Origin of the sequence: Brachyspira pulli, from assembly GCF_036997785.1 — a bacterium.
GTDB classification, from domain to species: domain Bacteria; phylum Spirochaetota; class Brachyspiria; order Brachyspirales; family Brachyspiraceae; genus Brachyspira; species Brachyspira pulli.
The window spans coordinates 1-18,362 of record NZ_JAWLQI010000070.1 but is presented as its reverse complement, the minus strand read 5'-3'; the positions used below and the strand labels follow the sequence as shown (position 1 = coordinate 18,362).

Here is an 18,362-nt window from a genome sequence, read left to right as displayed (position 1 = left end):
GAAAAAATTGGTTTTAAGTATTGCAATATTACTCAAAAATATTATAATATATTTCAAATATAAAAAGGAGAATGAAAAATGAGCATGTCGTCCACTAACTATATGCACAGTGCTTTTTATGATATGAAAAAAAATCATATATCATATACTAATTTCAATAAAACAAGAAAATTTTCAACTATTATTATTCTCAATATTCTCCTATCTATTATCCTGTTATAATTAATTCTATTATTCATACTATAAATATAATATACATTTTTTATTAATAATGATTATTATAAAAATAATGTTTCTATGTGTAGAAATACTAATAATGAAATTGTAAGGCTATAAAATAATTTAAGGAGTTTGTAATGAAATTGAACGGTTCTGAAATATTAATGGAAGTTTTAATAGAGGAAGGCGTTGATACAGTATTTGGTTATCCTGGAGGAGCTGCATTATTTATATATGATGCTATCTATAAATATAGTGATAAAATAAAGCATATAATGCCGGTAGATGAAGTAGGTGCTTGTCATGCTGCTGATGGCTATGCTAGAGCAAGCGGAAAAACTGGTGTTGTAATTGCTACAAGCGGACCAGGAGCTACTAATTTAGTAACACCATTAGCTACAGCATATATGGATAGTGTGCCTTTGATTGCTATAACAGCGAATGTACCAGAAAGTTTAATAGGAAAAGATTCATTCCAAGAGGTTTATATTGCTGGTATAACAATGCCTATTACTAAACATAATTTTGTTGTTAGAAGTATTGATGAATTGGCAAATACAATAAGAAAAGCCTTTGTTATAGCTTCTACAGGAAGAAAAGGACCTGTATTAATAGATATACCTAAGAATTTCACATTTGCAGAAACAGAATTCACAAGAAAAGAAAAATTTGTACCTAAAGCTATTAAGATAAATTCTGAAGATGAAAAAACTATAGAAGAAGTTGCAAAATTAATAAATGAATCTAAAAAACCTATTATATATTTTGGAGGCGGTGCTAAAGATTCAAGCGATAAATTAAGAGAGTTTATGATTAATTCTAATATACCTTCAGTCCATACATTAATGGGAGCTGGTGTATTAGGATATAATGATAAATTAAATATAGGTTTGCTTGGAATGCATGGTTCTGCTACTGCTAATAAGGTTATGAATGAAGCTGATTTAATACTTGCAGTAGGAACAAGATTCAGCGACAGAGTTGCTTTGAATACTGATAAATTCGGCGGTGCTGCTAAAAAAGTTCATATAGATATAGACAGAAGTGAAATTAATAAAAACGTTCATGTTGACTACAGCATAATAGGCGATTTGAATGATGTATTAGATAGATTTAATAAACTTATAAAAAGAGTAGAAGATGATGAATGGGTAAAATATTTGTCTGACTTGAGAGCTAAAGAGAAGAAAGAAGATTCTGACAGAAATACTAATAAAGATGGTATTTATCCAAGCAGAATTATGAATATAATAGGTGAAAAAACTAATGATGAAGCTATTTATGTTACAGATGTAGGTCAGCATCAAATGTGGGCAGTTCAGTATATACGCCATACTAAACCAAGAAGTTTTATAACAAGCGGCGGTTTGGGAACGATGGGATTTGGATATGGTGCTGCTTTAGGCTGTCAAGTTGCTAAACCAGACAGAAGAGTAATACATATAACAGGTGACGGATCTTTTTATATGAATTTAAATGAAGTAGCAACTGCCGTTGAATATAATTTGCCGGTTATAACAATAATTTTAAATAACAGTACATTAGGTATGGTTAGACAATGGCAGACTATATTCTATGAGAAAAGATACTCAAGCACAGATATAAATAAAAAAATGGATTATGTTAAAGTTGCTGAAGGTTTCGGTGCTAAAGGATTTAGATGCGAAACTATAAAAGAATTTGAATCAGCCTTTGAAGAAGCTTTGAAATGTAATTGTCCTGTATGGATAGAATGTGTTATAGGTAAGGATTTGAAAGTGTTGCCTATGATTCCTGCAGGCGGTACTATAGATGATATAATAGTAGATTAAAATATTAGGAGAAAAAGATGAATAAGAAACAAAGAAGAGTTTTAGTTTTATTTGTAGATAATAGTTCAGGTGTATTAAATAGAATAACTTTATTATTCAGTCAAAAAGGTTTTAATATAGAAACTATTACTTGTTCTGTTACTTGTGTTCCTAGTATATCAAGAATGACTATAGTTACAGAAGGCGATGATTCTCAAATAAATCATATTATCAAACAGACTTTAAAACTTATAGAAGTTCATTCTGTACATTTAATAGACTATTCTAATAGCATAATAAGAGATTTGTTGTTAGTAAAAATAGAAATAAATGATACTAACAGACGTAAAGCTTGCGATATAACAAATGCTCATAACGGACTTATACTTGATATTGGAAATAAAAGTATGATAGTTGAAATTACTGCTTCTGCTTCTGTAATAGATGGTTATTTAGATGCTTTAAAAGATTTCAATATTTTAGAACTTTCAAGAACTGGAGTAACATCAATACAGTTAGGCGATGAAGTTCCTGATATGAATATAATCAACAAATTTGAATTTTAATAAAAATAAAAAAAATAATAATAATTAAAAAGGAGTATTAAAATGATAAAAAAATATTATGATGCTGATTGTAATTTATCTTTACTAGATGGTAAAACTATAGCAATAATGGGATACGGCAGTCAAGGACATGCTCATGCTCAAAACTTAAAAGACAGCGGAATGAATGTTATCGTTGGTTTAAGAAAAGACAGTGCAAACTGCAAAAAAGCAGAAGAAGCAGGTTTTAAAGTAATGGAAGTTGAAGAAGCTGCTAAGGCTGCTGATATAGTTATGATGCTTGTTCCTGATGAGGTTTCAGCTGATATATACAATACTCAAGTTGCACCTTATATGAAAGAAGGAAATGTATTAATGTATGCACATGGATTTAATATTCATTTCCAATTTGTAGTACCTGCTAAAAACATAGATGTTATTATGGTTGCTCCAAAAGGACCAGGACATACAGTAAGAAGTCAATATTTAGAAGGAAGAGGAGTTCCTAGCTTAATAGCTGTTTATCAAGATTATAGCGGCAGAGCAAAAGATTATGCTTTAGCTTATGCTTCAGGAATAGGTGCAGGACGTGCCGGTATATTAGAAACTACATTCAGAGAAGAAACTGAAACTGACCTTTTCGGTGAACAAGCAGTATTATGCGGCGGTGTTACTGAATTAATGAAAGCTGGTTTCGATACTTTAGTAGAAGCTGGTTATGAACCAGAAATGGCTTATTTTGAATGTATACATGAAATGAAATTAATCGTTGATTTAATATATTCAGGCGGATTTGCTATGATGAGATATTCTATTTCAAATACTGCTGAATACGGTGATTACAGAACTGGAAGAAGAATGATTACTGAAGAAACTAGAAAAGAAATGAAAAAAGTATTAAGAGAGATACAAGACGGTACTTTTGCTAGTGAGTTTATTCAAGAGTTTAGTGCTGGACGTAAAGCTAAATTTAATGCTACTAAGAAATTAGAAAGCGAGCATAAATTAGAAAAAGTCGGTGCAGAATTAAGAAAAATGATGAGTTGGATTAAAAAGTAATTTTTATTCATACTCGATGATATAATTAAATATTTTAATATTGGAGTTCTATATTTAAAATTTTTAAGTTTGTAATTTTTTTATTGTTCTTTTTCCCGCCGCAAAAAGAACCAAAAAGTGCAAGTAAAAAAATATTAACTATGTTTTTTTGATTAAATGTTGCCTTTTTGCTTCTTTGTGGCAACACCGAGTAGGTGCCTTGAGAGCGTCGGCAAAAGAAGTGGGGTCTTGCCTATAGCACGCAGAGCGGTGGGCAAAGCCCCAGATATCAAAATAAAAATAGAACTTTATTCTATTATAAAAATCAAACTAAAAATTATTTTTTATTTATGTAGTTGTCTTTTCAAATAAATATAAGTATTTAATTATACAAGAGTTTATTTTATAAGGGTTTTAACAATGAGAAAGATTAAGATTTTTGATACTACTTTAAGAGATGGAGAACAATCTCCTGGTTGTACTATGAATTTGGCTGAAAAATTGGAAATGGCAGCAGAACTTGATAAATTAGGCGTTGATATAATAGAAGCAGGTTTTGCTATATGTTCTGATGATGACTTTAATGCTATAAGAGAAGTTAGTAAGGTTGTAGAGAATGCTAAATTAGTAAGTTTGGCTAGATGTAACAAAAAAGATATAGACAGAGCTTATGAGGCACTTGCTGAGGCAAAGCACCCTATGCTTCATACTTTTATAGCTACAAGCGATATACATTTAAAGCATAAACTAGAGATGACCAGAGAGCAGGTATTAGAAACTATAAAAGAATCTGTTTCTTATGCTAAAACAAAATTTGAATTTATAGAATTTTCTGCTGAAGATGCTTCAAGAAGTGATAAAGACTTTTTGGTTCAGGCATATTCAACAGCTATAGAAAATGGAGCTACTACAATAAATGTTCCTGACACTGTAGGATATGCTACTCCTTTGGAAATGGCTGAATTAATCAAATATTTAAAAGAGAATGTTAAAGGCATAGAAAATGTTGATATATCTGTGCATTGTCATGATGATTTAGGACTTGCTACAGCTAATTCTCTATCAGCAGTTTTGGCAGGAGCTACACAAATAGAATGTACTATTAATGGTATAGGTGAGCGTGCTGGAAATACTAGCTTGGAAGAAGTGGTAATGGGTATTAAAACTAGAGCAAATTTCTATGATGCTTATACTGATGTTAATACAAAACGTATTTATAAAATTTCAAAATTATTATCTACTATTTCAGGTATGGTTGTTGCTCCAAATAAAGCTATAGTAGGTGCTAATGCTTTTGCTCATGAGGCAGGAATACATCAGCATGGAGTATTAAAAGAACGTTCTACTTATGAGATTATGAATGTTGAAGATATAGGAATACCTCAAAATAAAATGGTATTAGGTAAACATTCAGGAAAACATGCTTTTAAAGACAGAATAGAATCTTTAGGTTATGATATAGATGATAAAGCTTTAGAAGAAGCATTTATTAAATTTAAAAATTTAGCTGACAGAAAAAAGATAGTTACTGATACTGATATAGAGGCATTATTAATAGGCAATACTAATATAGAAAATCCTTCATATAGATTAAAAAGCTTTATGGTTAATGACAGCGATTCTATATCTTCTTTTGCTTCAGTGGCTATATTTGATAATAAAGATAATGTTATTGAAGCTATAGGAAAAGGAAACGGCCCTATAGATGCAGCTTTCGGAGCTATTGATTCTATAACATCAAACAAAGCTAAATTAGTAACTTATAGTATTAATGCTATTACTGAAGGTGAAGATGCTTTGGGAGAAGTTATTGTTAGATTGGCTTGCGGTGATAAAACTGTTATAGGAAGATCCGTAAGTACAGATATTATCGAAGCTAGTTTAATGGCTTATATTAATGGTTTGAATAAATTATAATAGTATTTTAATTATAGGGCTTGCATTTTTTTAATGTATAGCCCTTTTTATTAACAAAAAAATTGACAAAACGGAATTGTTTTAGTATATTATGTTTCTTTCATAAATGAATTAAGGATAAAATTATGACTATTACTCAAAAGATTTTAGCTGCACATGCTGGCGTTGAAAAAGTTGAAGCAGGTGAGCTTATAATGGTTAAAACTGATTTAGTTTTAGGAAATGATATTACAAGCCCAGTTGCTATAAATGAGTTTGAAAAGTATGGTTTTGATAAAGTTTTTGACAAAGAAAAAATAGCTTTAGTTATGGATCACTTTGCTCCAAATAAAGATATCAAAGCTGCAGAACAATGCAAACAATGCAGAGATTTTGCTAATAAATATAATATTACAAATTATTATGATGTTGGAGATATGGGAGTTGAACATGCTCTTTTACCAGAAAAAGGATTAGTTGCCCCAGGTGAAGTTATAATAGGAGCTGACTCTCATACTTGTACTTATGGTGCTTTCGGTGCATTTTCTACAGGAGTAGGAAGTACTGATATGGCTGCTGCTATGGCTACAGGTCAGGTTTGGTTCAAAGTTCCTTCTGCTATTAAATTTAATCTTAAAGGAAAATTAAAACCAAATGTATCCGGAAAAGATGTTATACTTCATATTATAGGTATGATAGGTGTTGACGGTGCTTTATATAAATCTATGGAGTTTAGAGGTGAAGGAGTTTCATCTTTAACTATGGACGACAGAGCTTGTATTGCTAATATGGCTATTGAAGCAGGTGCAAAAAATGGAATATTTGAAGTTGATGATAAAACTATAGAATTCTTAAAAGATATAGTAAAAAGAGATTATACTATTTTCAAAGCTGATGATGATGCAGTTTATGATAAAGAGTATGATATTGATTTATCTTCAATAGAGCCTACAGTAGCATGTCCCCATTTACCGGAGAATACTAAAGAAGCTAAAGAATTGAAAGATATAAAAGTTGATCAGGTAGTTATAGGTTCTTGTACTAATGGAAGATTGTCTGATATGGCTATTGCTGCTAATATTTTGAAAGGAAAGAAAGTAGCTAAAAATGTAAGATGTATAATTATTCCTGCTACTCAGAAAGTTTATAAAGAATGTATAAAATTAGGTTATATGGATATATTTATTGATGCAGGCTGTGCAGTATCTACTCCTACATGCGGTCCTTGTTTGGGCGGATATATGGGAATACTTGCTCATGATGAAGTTGCTGTTACTACAACTAATAGAAACTTTGTTGGAAGAATGGGAGATAAAACTTCAAAAGTATATTTAGCTAGTCCTGCTACTGCTGCATACAGTGCAATAACTGGTTATATAACAGAGCCTAAATAATATTTTATAAATAGTTTGGGTATTATAAAAAATAGGAGATATTAATAAATGAAAGCTAAAGGTTTTGTTCATAAATATGGTGATAATGTTGATACAGATGTTATTATTCCAGCAAGATATTTAAATACTGCTAATCATAAGGAATTGGCATCTCATTGTATGGAAGATATTGATAAAGATTTTGTAAGCAAGGTAAAGCCTGGAGATATAATGGTTGGAGGGGACAATTTCGGATGCGGTTCTTCAAGAGAGCATGCTCCTATAGCTATTAAAGAATCAGGAATATCTTGTGTTATAGCTTCTTCTTTTGCTAGAATATTTTATAGAAATTCTATTAATATAGGACTTGCTATTTTGGAATGCGATGAGGCAAGTAAAAAAATAAATGCAGGAGATGAGGTTGAAGTTGATTTTGATAATGGTATAATAACAAATATTACTAAAAATGAAAGCTATAAGGCTGAGCCTTTTCCAGAATTTATTAAAAATATAATTAACTCTAATGGGCTTTTAAACTCTATAAAAAATTCTAAGAGGTGATTATTTATGGAAAAGAATATTGTTGTTATTGAAGGGGACGGAGTAGGTCCCGAGGTAGTAGGTAAGGCTGTAAATGTACTCAATAAAATAGCTGAAAAATACTCCCATAAGTTTAATTTGGAATATGTTGATATGGGCGGCTGTTCTATTGATAAATTTGGAGTTCCTCTTACCGATGAGAATGTAGAAAAATGTATCAAATCTGATTCAGTTCTTCTTGGTTCTGTAGGCGGTCCTAAATGGGATAAAGTTGATCCTGATAAAAGACCGGAAAGAGGTTTATTAAGATTGCGTAAAGAAATGAAGCTTTATGCTAATATAAGACCTACTAAAATATTAAAATCTTTGGAATATGCTTCTCCTTTAAAAGAAACTATCTGTAAAGATGTTATTGATTTTATTATGGTTAGAGAGCTTACAGGCGGTGTATATTTCGGAGAACATAAATTTGAAGTAGTTAATGGTGTAAAACAAGCTACTGACCTTATGTTATATAGAGAAGATGAAGTATTAAGAATAGGAAAAGTTGCTTTTGAATTGGCTAGAAATCTTAAAAGACCTTTAACTTCAGTTGATAAAGCCAATGTACTTCATACTTCTAAATTATGGCGTGAAGTAATGAATAATTTATCAAAAGAATACAGCGATGTTCCATATAATGATATGTATGTTGATAATGCAGCTATGCAGCTTGCTTCAAATCCGTCACAATTTGGTATTATAGTTACAGAAAATATGTTTGGAGATATACTTTCTGATGAAGCTAGTGTTATTACTGGTTCTATAGGTATGGCACCTTCAGCAAGTCTTTCTGACAGAACAGTTGGTATGTATGAGCCTATTCATGGTTCTGCTCCTGATATAGCAGGTAAAGACTTAGCTAATCCTATAGGTACTATACTTTCTCTTGCTATGATGTTAAGATACTCTTTTGGTATGTTAAATGAAGCTGAAGATGTAGAAAATGCTGTTTATAAGGCTATAGATGATGGTTATAGAACCCTTGATATAATGCCTAAACATCATATGATGACTTATTTATATAAACAAGTAAAATGTTCTGAAATGGGAGATATAATAGTATCTAACATATAATACATTTTTTATTATATTAATATTATTGTAGTAATATGAACTTTTATATTTTATTACTACAATAATATTATAAATTTACTTGACAATCCAGTTATAATGTACATAATAGATAACATATAGATAAAAAAATTGAGGAATTGTAGAAGTGGAATATAGCGATAAAGATATTATTTTAGAACTTCAGGAAGATAATAAACTTCTTTCTTCTAAAATAGATGTTTACAAAGAAGAGATAAATGAATTGAAACAGAAATTAGAGTATGCCAAAAAATTTTTTACTTTATATGAAAATATTATGGAACAATCAAGAAATGAAACTAAAGAATTAACTAATAAGGTAAAAGAATTAGAAGAAGAAATTAAAAGACTCAAAAATGCATAATATTTTCTATCCTTCCAAAAATGATAATAAAAAAATATATATAGCTGTACTCGCTAAAGGTATCGATATTAAAGCTAAAGATATTGATTTAGAATATAGAAAGTCTCAGGAGTATAATTTTTTTAATAATATAAATTTTGATGTTAATAAAGCTATTTTTATGCATCAAGTTCATAAAGATAATATTGTAAAGATAGATGAAAATAATATAAATCTATTTGGAGGCAGAGAAAGATTGGTTGAAAATACAGATGCTTTAATAACCAATCTTAAAAATACTCCTTTAATAGTTCAAACTGCAGATTGTGTGCCTATAATACTTTATTGTGATGAAAGCAAATCAATAGCAGCTATTCATTCTGGTTGGAGAGGTACAGTTCAAAATATTGTATCTAAAACTATTGATTTAATGATAAAAGAGTATAATGCCAATTTGTCTAAAATGTATGCCTATATAGGGCCTTATATAGCTTTGAAAGATTATGAAGTAGGCGATGAGGTGGCTGTTCATTTTCAAAATAAAACTATGATGAATAATAAATGGCATATTGATAATGGCTTGGAAGTAAAAAAGCAATTACTTGACTGTGGTGTTTTAGAAAATAATATTGAACTTTCTAATCTAAATACTTATGATGAAGTATTTTATTCTTATAGACGCGATGGTGTTCAGGTAGGGAGAATACTTACAGTTGCTATATTGTTATAATACTTAAAAATTTTCAGTATATACCAAAAATTTTTAACTTTGTCAAAATTAGTTTTTATATTGTTATTATTTTCGGGGACTAGTCCCCGAACCCCTACTTCTTTTGGTGCCCCAAAGAAGCAAAAGGACTGCATTTTTTGACACAAATCTTGGTTTTACTTCACATTTCAAACAAAACTTAATAATATTTTATACTATTAATAAACAAAAATTACATTTACAAAAAAGTAAAAATTGACAAAATATAGTTATTTAGGTATATACTAAGAATTTTTAAGTTTGTCAACTGATGCACTTTATATAGAATTATCTACTTTTTTGTCGCACAAAAAAGTAGCAAAAAACGCAATTGCTAGAACTTTATATTTTAAGAACATGTATTAAATATAGTGTAATCCCCTAGTTTTAGGTCAAAAATGCAGTTGTTTTGGTTCTTTTATACCAATACTTACAGTACTTCCTTCGGTCGTAAAAGAACTGGGGTATGGGGCAAAGCCCCATATATTAAAAAGAAAATATAATTTTATTTTTGACAAAATATAATTGTTTAGGTATATACTGAAAATTTTTAACTTTGTCAATTTTTTTATTGTTTTTTTCCCGCAGCAAAAAGAATCTATATCCTCGACAAGCTCGGATACGCTTCGCGAAAGTGCAAATATAAAATTAGTATTAAATCATACTAATCATGTTTTACATGTAATATAAATTATTAATTTAAGCTAAAATATAGCCCTTTTGCTTCTTTGGGGCATACCTAAAGGTACTTCCTTCGGTCGCAAAAGAAGTGGGGGGTGCTGCACGCTGTGTACTTCGTAAGGGCAAAGCCCCAGATATAAAAACAAAAATATAAATTTATTTTTGACAAAATATAGTTGTTTAGGTATATACCAAATTATTATAATTAAAAGCTATATATTTTATATCAATATTTCTTTATTTTCTAATCATTTTATTGTGTTTAATTAAATATTTATAATGTTATTTTGACAATTATTATTAAATATTTTACAATAATTATTATTTTTTATAAAATTTATTTATTGGATTTTGATTATGTTTTTTTTACAAAAAGAAAGCGAATTTTTAGATGAATATAAAGATGTGGCATTTATAATAGGTTCTCCGGATTTCATTGGAGCAAGAACTGAAGATGATGATAAAATAAATGTTCTTATGATATGCATAGCTTATAAGGATATTGAAACAGGATATATTGAACAAAATAAGAAAATTGTCGTTAGAATGAAAATAGCAGAAAAAGAATTGAACTATTATAAATCTATTATAAATAGAGAATCCATTGTTAAATTAAAAGTAAGATGCGAAAAAGAACAAGGTGAGGAAATTGTCGAATTTTTACTTGCTGATATTATAGATAATCATTATAAAGATGAGGATTTAAATTTAATTCTTAGTAAGTATTTAGAGCCTATATATTATAGTGATGATATGCTTGGAGATTTTTTATATAATAGAAGTTTAGGTTCTTTTGATAAAGAAATGGAATGGATTAATAAAAAGATTCTTGTTGCTTTTGATGATTCCAATGAATATGATAAAGAAAAGGCTGTTAGTTTTATAAGAAATATTTTTACAGATAAAAAAGAATTTGATAAAAAGATAAAAGATTATTCTGCCTTAAAAATAATAAGACAGGGAAATGAGATTTCAGCTAAAAGAGGCGGAAATATTGTAGAGGAAGAAGCCTTTGTTAATGCATTTATGAGTAAAATAGAACTTTCAGAAATTATAATTCATGAGCATGATAATTATGTTAATTATAGACTTGGCAATAAAAAAGTGTTTCCTTTAGATATTATTGTTGAAGGCGATTTGAATGGTAATTTCATGAATGCTTTTATTAGTCAATTTTAAGATTATGTAGTCTAAAATGTATAAAATGTAGTATTAAGCACGATATGGTTATAGTATATAGTAACTATTATTAATAAATATCTTTAATTATAATATTGACATTTTTCATCATATTAGTAAAATGTTTGTAAAAAATTATTCTTATATATAAGAAAGAATAGTTTTTAGGTTTTGTACCATTATGATGAGGAGTATTATAAAATCTAAAATTAACAGACTCACTGTTACAAGAACTGATTTAAATTTTAAAGATTCTATAACAATAGATGAAAATTTAATGGATAAGGCAGATATAATGGAAGGCGATAAAGTATCCATTATTAATCTGAGTAACGATGAAAGATTTGAAACAGTTGTTGTTAAAGGTATAAGAGGAACTGGAGTCATAGGCATAAATGGAAGCAATGTACATTATGCACAAAAAGATGATACTATAATAATACTTCTTTATGGACATATACCGGAAGAAAATTTAAAAAGTTATAAAACTAAAGTAATATTTGTTAATATGCAGAATATGATTATAGAATAAAAATAGTTTATATTTATTAGGAGAGATATTATGGAAAAAATTTTTAAAGCAGGTATTGATATAGGTTCAACCACCGCAAAAATGGTTGTGTATGATAATAATGACAATATGATATTTAAAACTTATGTTAGACATAATGCTGACATAAAAGATACTTTACTATCTATATTAGAAAATTTACAGGCTATGCATGGAGATTTAAAACTTTCACTATCTATGACAGGTACTGCTGGAATGGGTGTTTGTGAAAAAACAGGCATTAGCTTTGTTCAAGAGGTTATAGCTTCTTCAACAGCGATTAGAAAGATTTATCCTTATGGAAGAACATTGATAGATATAGGCGGAGAAGATGCTAAAATCATAGTATTTGATGATAATTTCAAAGCTGATATAAGAATGAATGGAAACTGTGCAGGAGGAACTGGAGCTTTTATAGATCAAATGGCTACACTTCTTAATGTTCAGCCTTCAGAACTTTCTACATTGGCAGAACAATCTACATCTATATATCCAATGGCAAGCAGATGCGGAGTATTTGCTAAAACAGATGTTCAAACACTTATAAGCAGAGATATTCCAAAATCTGATATAGCTAAAAGTATTTTCCAAGCTGTTGCTGTTCAAACAATAAATACACTTGCTAAAGGTTTTGAAATTAAGCCTAAAATATTATTCACAGGCGGACCTTTAACATTCCTTCCAGAATTAAGAAGAACATTCTTATCACTTTTGAATGCTACTGAAGAAGATATGTATACTGTTGATCACCCAGAATTGACTGCTGCAATAGGTGCTGCTTTCGGTGAAAAAGAAGATCAAACAGTAATTAAAGTTTCTGATTTTACTAAATTAGTTCAAAATATTTCAGCAGAAGTAAAAGTTACTAATTCAAAAACAAGAGAAGCTTTATTTAATAGTCAGAAAGAATATGAGAGTTGGAAAGAAGAGCATAGCAAAGATAAAGTAAAATCTGCTGATGTATCAACTGTTAATGGTAAAAATACATTCCTTGGTATAGACTCTGGTTCTACTACTACAAAAATCGTTATTATTGATGAGGACGGACAAGTAGTATTAAGACATTATAGAAATAATAATGGAAATCCAGTAGGTGCTGTTACTGAAGGATTAACAGAAATTAAAAAAGAATTAGATGAAAAGAATATAAAAATAAATATAGCAAGAACTGCCGTTACAGGTTATGGAGAAGATTTAATAAAAGCTGCCTTCAATATGGACGAAGGTATAGTTGAAACTATGGCACATTACAGGGGTGCTAAGGCTTTCGATAAAGATGTAAGCTTCATTCTTGATATAGGCGGTCAGGATATGAAAGCTATATTTATTAAAGACGGTATTATAGAAAATATTGAAATTAACGAAGCTTGTTCATCAGGCTGCGGTTCTTTCATAGAAACATTTGCACGCGGAATGGGTTATAAAGTTGCTGACTTTGCTAATATTGCTTGTGAATCAGCTAGCCCTTGTGATTTAGGAAGCCGCTGTACAGTGTTCATGAATAGTAAGGTTAAACAGTCTTTGAGAGAAGGTTCTTCAGTTGCTGATATTTCTGCAGGACTTGCTAAGAGTGTTACTTTAAACTGTTTCACTAAAGTATTAAAAATTACTGATACTTCTATTTTAGGTGAGCATATAGTTGTTCAAGGCGGTACTTTTAAGAATGCTGCAGTTTTACGTTCTGTTGAAAAATTCTTAAATAAAAAAGTTATTCGTCCTGATATATCAGAACTTATGGGAGCTTATGGTTGTGCATTGCTTGCTTTAGATACATACAACACTAAAGAAGAAGATACAACATTTATAGGTTTAGACAATTTACAGGAAGCTAATGATTATGAAAGAAAACAGCTTACTTGTAAAGGCTGTGAAAACCTTTGTACTGTTACTAGATTAAAATTTAAAGATAATAAATCATTCTACACAGGAAATAAATGTGAAAGAATATTCACTAATAAAGGAAATAAAGAAAGAAATTACGGAATGGATATTACACAGAAGAAACTTTCTTTATTATTTGACAGACCTTTAGCACCTGCTTCAGATGAAATAAAAGGTACTATTGGTATACCTAGAGTACTTAATATGTATCAAAACTTCCCATTCTGGGCTACTATACTTGTAGAATGCGGATACAGAGTACAATTATCATCACCTTCAAGTATGGCTATAGCTGAAAAAGGTTCTGGTACAGTTATGAGTGATAATATATGTTTCCCAGCTAAAATAGCTAACGGACATATATATGATTTGATAGAGTCTAAAGTTGACAGAATATTCTATCCATCTGTAGTATTAGAAAAAGCTGAAGAAGACGGAAGTGTTAATAGCTATAACTGTCCGGTAGTTACAGGATATCCTGATGTAATAGACAGTTCTATAAGTCCATTAACTAAATATGGAATTCCTTTCGATGCTCCAACAATTTCTTTCTTGAATGAAGATTTATTATATAAAGGCTGTAAGGCTTATTTTGTTAAAGGTCTTGGAATAGATAAAAAAGATTTTGACAGAGCATTTAAATTGGCTTTACAGGAACAGATAAGAGTTAAAAATGAGTTAAGAGAAGAAGGCAAAAAAATTATAGAGCATGCTAAAGAAACTCAAACACCTACTATACTTATAGTTAGCAGACCTTATCATATTGACCCATTAATCAATCATAAAATACCAGAAACTATTGCTTCATTTGGTATTAATGTACTTACAGAAGATGGTCTTGATATAGATGAATCTCTTGCTGATGTTCAAGTATTAACTCAATGGTCTTATCCTAATAAAATGTTCAAAGCTGCTTTATGGGCTTGCAAACAAAAAGATATGAAACTAGAAGTAGTACAAATAAACAGTTTCGGATGCGGACCAGATGCTACTACTTCAGATGAAATAAAATCTATACTTAATGCTTATGGAAAGAGTCCTACTTTAGTAAAAGTAGATGAAATTTCAAGTCCTGGAAGTATCAGATTAAGAATACGTTCTATGATAGAAAGTATGAAGATGAAAGGCGACTTTATACCTAATGAGAAATCTAATAGAACTATTATTAAAAGATATGAGAAAAATGACAGACGTGCAATACTTGTACCTAAATTCGGACATTTCTATGATCCTATGATTTTGACTTTACTTCAAAGAAGCGGATACGATACAATTCCTCTTCCTGAACCAGATATTGAATCTGTAGAATTAGGATTAAGATACGCCAATCAAGATATATGTTATCCTGCTACTATTGTAATAGGGGATATTATAAAAGCAGTATTAAGCGGAAAATATGATCCTAAAAATATAGCTGCCGGTATTACTCAAACAGGCGGACAATGCAGAGCAAGTAACTATGCTTCTCTTATAAAAAGAGGTTTAATCAATGCAGGATATGCTGATGTTCCAGTAGTAACTGTAGGTCTTACAATGATAAATGATCAGCCTGGATTTAAACTTTCTAAAATAGATATGATGAAAGAAGGTATTGTAGGCATGCCTTATGCTGATGCTATATCTACAATGTATTATTACTGTGCTGCTAGAGAAGTTAAAAAAGGTGAATCTTTGGCACTCGCTAATAAATATATAGCATTACACCCTAAAGATTTTGCTCTTAAAGCTACTGATAAATTATTAAAACAAGCTGTGGCAGAATTTAATGCTATAGAAACTCATGATTTAGACTTGCCTAAAGCTGGTTTAGTTGGTGAAATATATGTAAAATATAATAGCTTTGCTAATGGTGATGTTTGCGACTGGCTTATGTCAAAAGGTGTTGAGGTAATAGTTCCTCCTGTATTTGACTTCTTTGTACAAAAAGTTATAAGCGAGCAGGTTAATAAAGAAACTAATGCTAGAGATGTATCATTCTTAGGATATTACGGCTCTAAATTATCAGAAAAAGTTATTGATGTTAGAGTTGATTCTATTAATCAGATAATGTCTAAATTCAAAGGTTTCAGACCAATACACCATATAAGACAAATAGCTGAAAATGCTGCTAAAGTTACTGCTATGACTAACCAATTCGGAGAGGCTTGGCTTCTTCCTGGTGAAATAGCTAGCTTTGCTGAAGAAGGTATAAATAATGTACTTTGTTTACAGCCTTTCGGTTGTATTGCTAACCATATTATAGCTAGAGGTATTGAAACTAGACTTAAAACTAGATATCCTGAATTAAATCTTCTTTATTTGGATATGGATGCTGGTGCTAGTGAAGTTAATACTGTAAACCGCTTGGAGTTCTTCGTTCGTTCTGCTAAAGACAGTATGGTTTCAGTAAAAGAAGAAAAAGAAGTTATGGAAACTGTTGCTTCATACAATAAATAAACTTTTTAATCATTTATAAAAATACAAAGGCTTGCAAATATATTTATTTGTGAGCCTTTTTTATTGTATTATATCATTATTCTATATTCCCTAAAAATTACTATTTATATTTAATTATTATTTTATGTGTTAAATGTGTTGTAAATATATAAAGTGTAAACATAATTTAAAAATAATGTATAAAAATACATTATAAAAGGTTGTAATTAACTGAAATTTAGTGTATATGTATTAATATACAGTATACATCAATACTGTTATAGGAGTTATTAATGAAGAGCTTTCAAAAAACACTTTATTACAAAAAACTTATAAAGAACATATTAGATAATATAAAGGAGGACGATTATTTTTACAACAAAAAATCTAATTGGGAGGAGTGGGTTATAATGCGTGTTGATATTAAAAATGCTATAAGCAAGCTTGATGATATTGACACGACAGATTACAGTCCTGAAGTGTTGGACAGTATATTAGATATTTTAAAGGAGTATTGATATAATGTGCAATTTATGTCCTAAGTATGACACTTGTACAAAACTTTGTAATAATGTATTAAAGGAAATTAATAAAAGTTTGGGTACAAGGAGAATTAATTCAGATAGGGGAGACAGCAGAGAAAGTATTTTAACTAATGATGATTTAGATAATATACTTTACTCGAATGCTTTGACAGATACTGAGTACAGCAGAGTATCAAATTTAATAATAGCAATATTAACACCAAAACAAAAAAGGATAATGAAATTATTTTCAGAGGGTAAAACTCAAGAAGAATTAGCTAGTATGCTTAATGTAACACAATCAGCGGTATCTCAATATTTAACTGCAATAAAAAAAGAGATATCAAAACAATTTAATATAGTAATAAATAGTTAAGAGAAATCTTAAACCAAAAAGGGAGACACTCAATTAAGAATGCCTCCCTTAATATGGTTAATATTACAAAACTAATTGAATATTAATTATTGTAATAATCTAAGAGCACCTTGTGGTAACTGATTAGCTTGAGCAAGCATAGACAAGTTAGCTTGGTTAAGAATTTGATCTTTAGCAAGTTTAACTGATGCTTCAGCCATATCTGTATCACGGATTCTGCTTTCAGAAGCTTGCATGTTTTCGAATCCAACCATTAAACCTTGAGCTGTCATTTCTAATCTGTTCTGATAAGCACCTAAGTCAGATCTTTGTTTTAATACTTTAAGAAGAGCTTCGTCTACCATACCTATAACAGAGTTAGCTTTAGTTGGGCTAGATACACTGATGAATGTAGCGTTAACAGCTGGTCCAACTGGGTTTTTAAGTCCAAGAGCTTGGCTGTTCATAGTACCAATGTAAACGCGTTTTCTTTCATCCATGTTAGCACCAATGTGTAACCACATAGAAGCTGTAGGAGTGTTTTCTCCTGTAGATCTAGCGAATCTACCAGTTAACATGTTAAGTTTGTTGAATTGAGCTTGTGAAGCAACTCTGTCGATTTCATCTACTAATTGAGAAACTTCGATTTGTACATAAAGTCTGTCTTCATCAGTATAGATACCGTTAGCAGCTTGTATAGCTAATTCACGAATTCTTTGAAGAATGTTAGTAGTTTCTTCTAAGTATCCTTCAGTAGTTTGAATGAAAGATATACCATCTTGAGTGTTTCTTTCAGCCATACGTAAACCGCGGATTTGAGTTCTCATTTTTTCAGATACTGCTAATCCAGAAGCATCGTCTCCAGCTTGGTTTATTCTCATACCGCTAGAAATTTGAGCAGCGTCTTTTTTAAGATCTACTTGGCGGAATTTAAGAGTGCGTTGTGCGTTTATAGCGCTTATATTATTGTTGATAACCATATGGTTCCTCCATGAATTATTTGTATGTGTTCTTCCCTGAACACATAATTATTATCGGTTCTCGGTTATTAATTATTAATTTTTTTTTATAAAAATAAAAATTTTTTTCTTCAGTTTTATTTAAAAAAATACTCTAATATTATGTTAATGAAATTATGTTAATATTATTCT

The 18,362-nt window shown here is 29.9% G+C and carries 15 protein-coding genes; 14 read left to right on the top strand and 1 reads right to left on the bottom strand.

Going from position 1 to position 18,362, the window contains the following annotated elements:
- Nucleotides 1-356 precede the first annotated feature (356 nt).
- The 14 genes from ilvB (at nucleotide 357) to R4K56_RS12680 (ending at nucleotide 17,232) form a co-directional block, all read left to right on the top strand.
- A complete protein-coding gene (gene ilvB, locus R4K56_RS12745; RefSeq protein ID WP_335773017.1) occupies nucleotides 357-2,030 on the top strand; it encodes a biosynthetic-type acetolactate synthase large subunit in 1,674 nt (557 codons plus the stop codon).
- Nucleotides 2,031-2,047: 17 nt separating this feature from the next.
- A complete protein-coding gene (ilvN, locus tag R4K56_RS12740; protein ID WP_335757890.1) occupies nucleotides 2,048-2,575 on the top strand; it encodes an acetolactate synthase small subunit in 528 nt (175 codons plus the stop codon).
- A gap of 42 nt (nucleotides 2,576-2,617) precedes the next feature.
- Nucleotides 2,618-3,613, top strand: coding sequence for a ketol-acid reductoisomerase (gene ilvC, locus R4K56_RS12735; RefSeq protein WP_297300032.1), 996 nt, complete (start codon nucleotides 2,618-2,620; stop codon nucleotides 3,611-3,613).
- A gap of 399 nt (nucleotides 3,614-4,012) precedes the next feature.
- Nucleotides 4,013-5,509 carry a 2-isopropylmalate synthase gene (locus R4K56_RS12730; RefSeq protein ID WP_335757888.1) on the top strand — a complete coding sequence of 499 codons (1,497 nt, stop codon included), beginning with the start codon at nucleotides 4,013-4,015 and terminating at the stop codon, nucleotides 5,507-5,509.
- Between the two features lie 125 nt (nucleotides 5,510-5,634).
- Complete coding sequence (gene leuC / locus R4K56_RS12725) at nucleotides 5,635-6,882, top strand: 3-isopropylmalate dehydratase large subunit (protein ID WP_297300036.1); 1,248 nt, start codon at nucleotides 5,635-5,637, stop codon at nucleotides 6,880-6,882.
- Nucleotides 6,883-6,930: 48 nt separating this feature from the next.
- Nucleotides 6,931-7,422: a 3-isopropylmalate dehydratase small subunit gene (gene leuD, locus R4K56_RS12720; RefSeq protein ID WP_297300038.1), complete on the top strand. Its 492-nt coding sequence runs from the start codon at nucleotides 6,931-6,933 to the stop codon at nucleotides 7,420-7,422.
- 6 nt (nucleotides 7,423-7,428) lie between these two features.
- A complete protein-coding gene (leuB, locus tag R4K56_RS12715) occupies nucleotides 7,429-8,517 on the top strand; it encodes a 3-isopropylmalate dehydrogenase (protein WP_335773016.1) in 1,089 nt (362 codons plus the stop codon).
- A 145-nt stretch (nucleotides 8,518-8,662) separates the two neighbouring features.
- Nucleotides 8,663-8,899: a hypothetical protein gene (locus R4K56_RS12710; protein ID WP_297300042.1), complete on the top strand. Its 237-nt coding sequence runs from the start codon at nucleotides 8,663-8,665 to the stop codon at nucleotides 8,897-8,899.
- Nucleotides 8,892-9,608: a peptidoglycan editing factor PgeF gene (gene pgeF / locus R4K56_RS12705; RefSeq protein WP_335760800.1), complete on the top strand. Its 717-nt coding sequence runs from the start codon at nucleotides 8,892-8,894 to the stop codon at nucleotides 9,606-9,608. Before R4K56_RS12710 ends, pgeF begins: the two co-directional genes overlap by 8 nt.
- A gap of 1,056 nt (nucleotides 9,609-10,664) precedes the next feature.
- A complete protein-coding gene (locus R4K56_RS12700; protein ID WP_335773059.1) occupies nucleotides 10,665-11,486 on the top strand; it encodes a DUF2262 domain-containing protein in 822 nt (273 codons plus the stop codon).
- A gap of 181 nt (nucleotides 11,487-11,667) precedes the next feature.
- Entirely contained in the window at nucleotides 11,668-12,018 is a 351-nt protein-coding gene (panD, locus tag R4K56_RS12695) for an aspartate 1-decarboxylase (RefSeq protein WP_297300288.1), read from the top strand.
- 30 nt (nucleotides 12,019-12,048) lie between these two features.
- The gene (locus tag R4K56_RS12690) at nucleotides 12,049-16,353 is read left to right on the top strand and encodes an acyl-CoA dehydratase activase (RefSeq protein WP_335773060.1); all 4,305 of its coding nucleotides are present in this window, start codon (nucleotides 12,049-12,051) and stop codon (nucleotides 16,351-16,353) included.
- 272 nt (nucleotides 16,354-16,625) lie between these two features.
- The gene (locus R4K56_RS12685; protein WP_335773061.1) at nucleotides 16,626-16,850 is read left to right on the top strand and encodes a hypothetical protein; all 225 of its coding nucleotides are present in this window, start codon (nucleotides 16,626-16,628) and stop codon (nucleotides 16,848-16,850) included.
- Between the two features lie 4 nt (nucleotides 16,851-16,854).
- The gene (locus R4K56_RS12680) at nucleotides 16,855-17,232 is read left to right on the top strand and encodes a helix-turn-helix transcriptional regulator (protein WP_335773062.1); all 378 of its coding nucleotides are present in this window, start codon (nucleotides 16,855-16,857) and stop codon (nucleotides 17,230-17,232) included.
- An 86-nt stretch (nucleotides 17,233-17,318) separates the two neighbouring features.
- Here the strand turns inward: R4K56_RS12680 and R4K56_RS12675 are convergent, their stop codons facing one another.
- Nucleotides 17,319-18,191, bottom strand: coding sequence for a flagellin N-terminal helical domain-containing protein (locus R4K56_RS12675; RefSeq protein WP_297300319.1), 873 nt, complete (start codon nucleotides 18,189-18,191; stop codon nucleotides 17,319-17,321).
- Nucleotides 18,192-18,362 lie beyond the last annotated feature (171 nt).

Excerpts from the sequence above, each read along its gene's own strand:
- leuB (WP_335773016.1), top strand. The coding sequence starts at position 7,429 with ATGGAAAAGAATATTGTTGTTATTGAAGGGGACGGAGTAGGTCCCGAG.
- R4K56_RS12700 (WP_335773059.1), top strand. The coding sequence starts at position 10,665 with ATGTTTTTTTTACAAAAAGAAAGCGAATTTTTAGATGAATATAAAGAT.
- R4K56_RS12730 (WP_335757888.1), top strand. The coding sequence starts at position 4,013 with ATGAGAAAGATTAAGATTTTTGATACTACTTTAAGAGATGGAGAACAA.
- panD (WP_297300288.1), top strand. The coding sequence starts at position 11,668 with ATGATGAGGAGTATTATAAAATCTAAAATTAACAGACTCACTGTTACA.
- ilvB (WP_335773017.1), top strand. The coding sequence starts at position 357 with ATGAAATTGAACGGTTCTGAAATATTAATGGAAGTTTTAATAGAGGAA.
- ilvC (WP_297300032.1), top strand. The coding sequence starts at position 2,618 with ATGATAAAAAAATATTATGATGCTGATTGTAATTTATCTTTACTAGAT.
- ilvN (WP_335757890.1), top strand. The coding sequence starts at position 2,048 with ATGAATAAGAAACAAAGAAGAGTTTTAGTTTTATTTGTAGATAATAGT.
- pgeF (WP_335760800.1), top strand. The coding sequence starts at position 8,892 with ATGCATAATATTTTCTATCCTTCCAAAAATGATAATAAAAAAATATAT.
- leuD (WP_297300038.1), top strand. The coding sequence starts at position 6,931 with ATGAAAGCTAAAGGTTTTGTTCATAAATATGGTGATAATGTTGATACA.
- leuC (WP_297300036.1), top strand. The coding sequence starts at position 5,635 with ATGACTATTACTCAAAAGATTTTAGCTGCACATGCTGGCGTTGAAAAA.
- R4K56_RS12685 (WP_335773061.1), top strand. The coding sequence starts at position 16,626 with ATGAAGAGCTTTCAAAAAACACTTTATTACAAAAAACTTATAAAGAAC.
- R4K56_RS12690 (WP_335773060.1), top strand. The coding sequence starts at position 12,049 with ATGGAAAAAATTTTTAAAGCAGGTATTGATATAGGTTCAACCACCGCA.
- R4K56_RS12675 (WP_297300319.1), bottom strand. The coding sequence starts at position 18,191 with ATGGTTATCAACAATAATATAAGCGCTATAAACGCACAACGCACTCTT.
- R4K56_RS12680 (WP_335773062.1), top strand. The coding sequence starts at position 16,855 with ATGTGCAATTTATGTCCTAAGTATGACACTTGTACAAAACTTTGTAAT.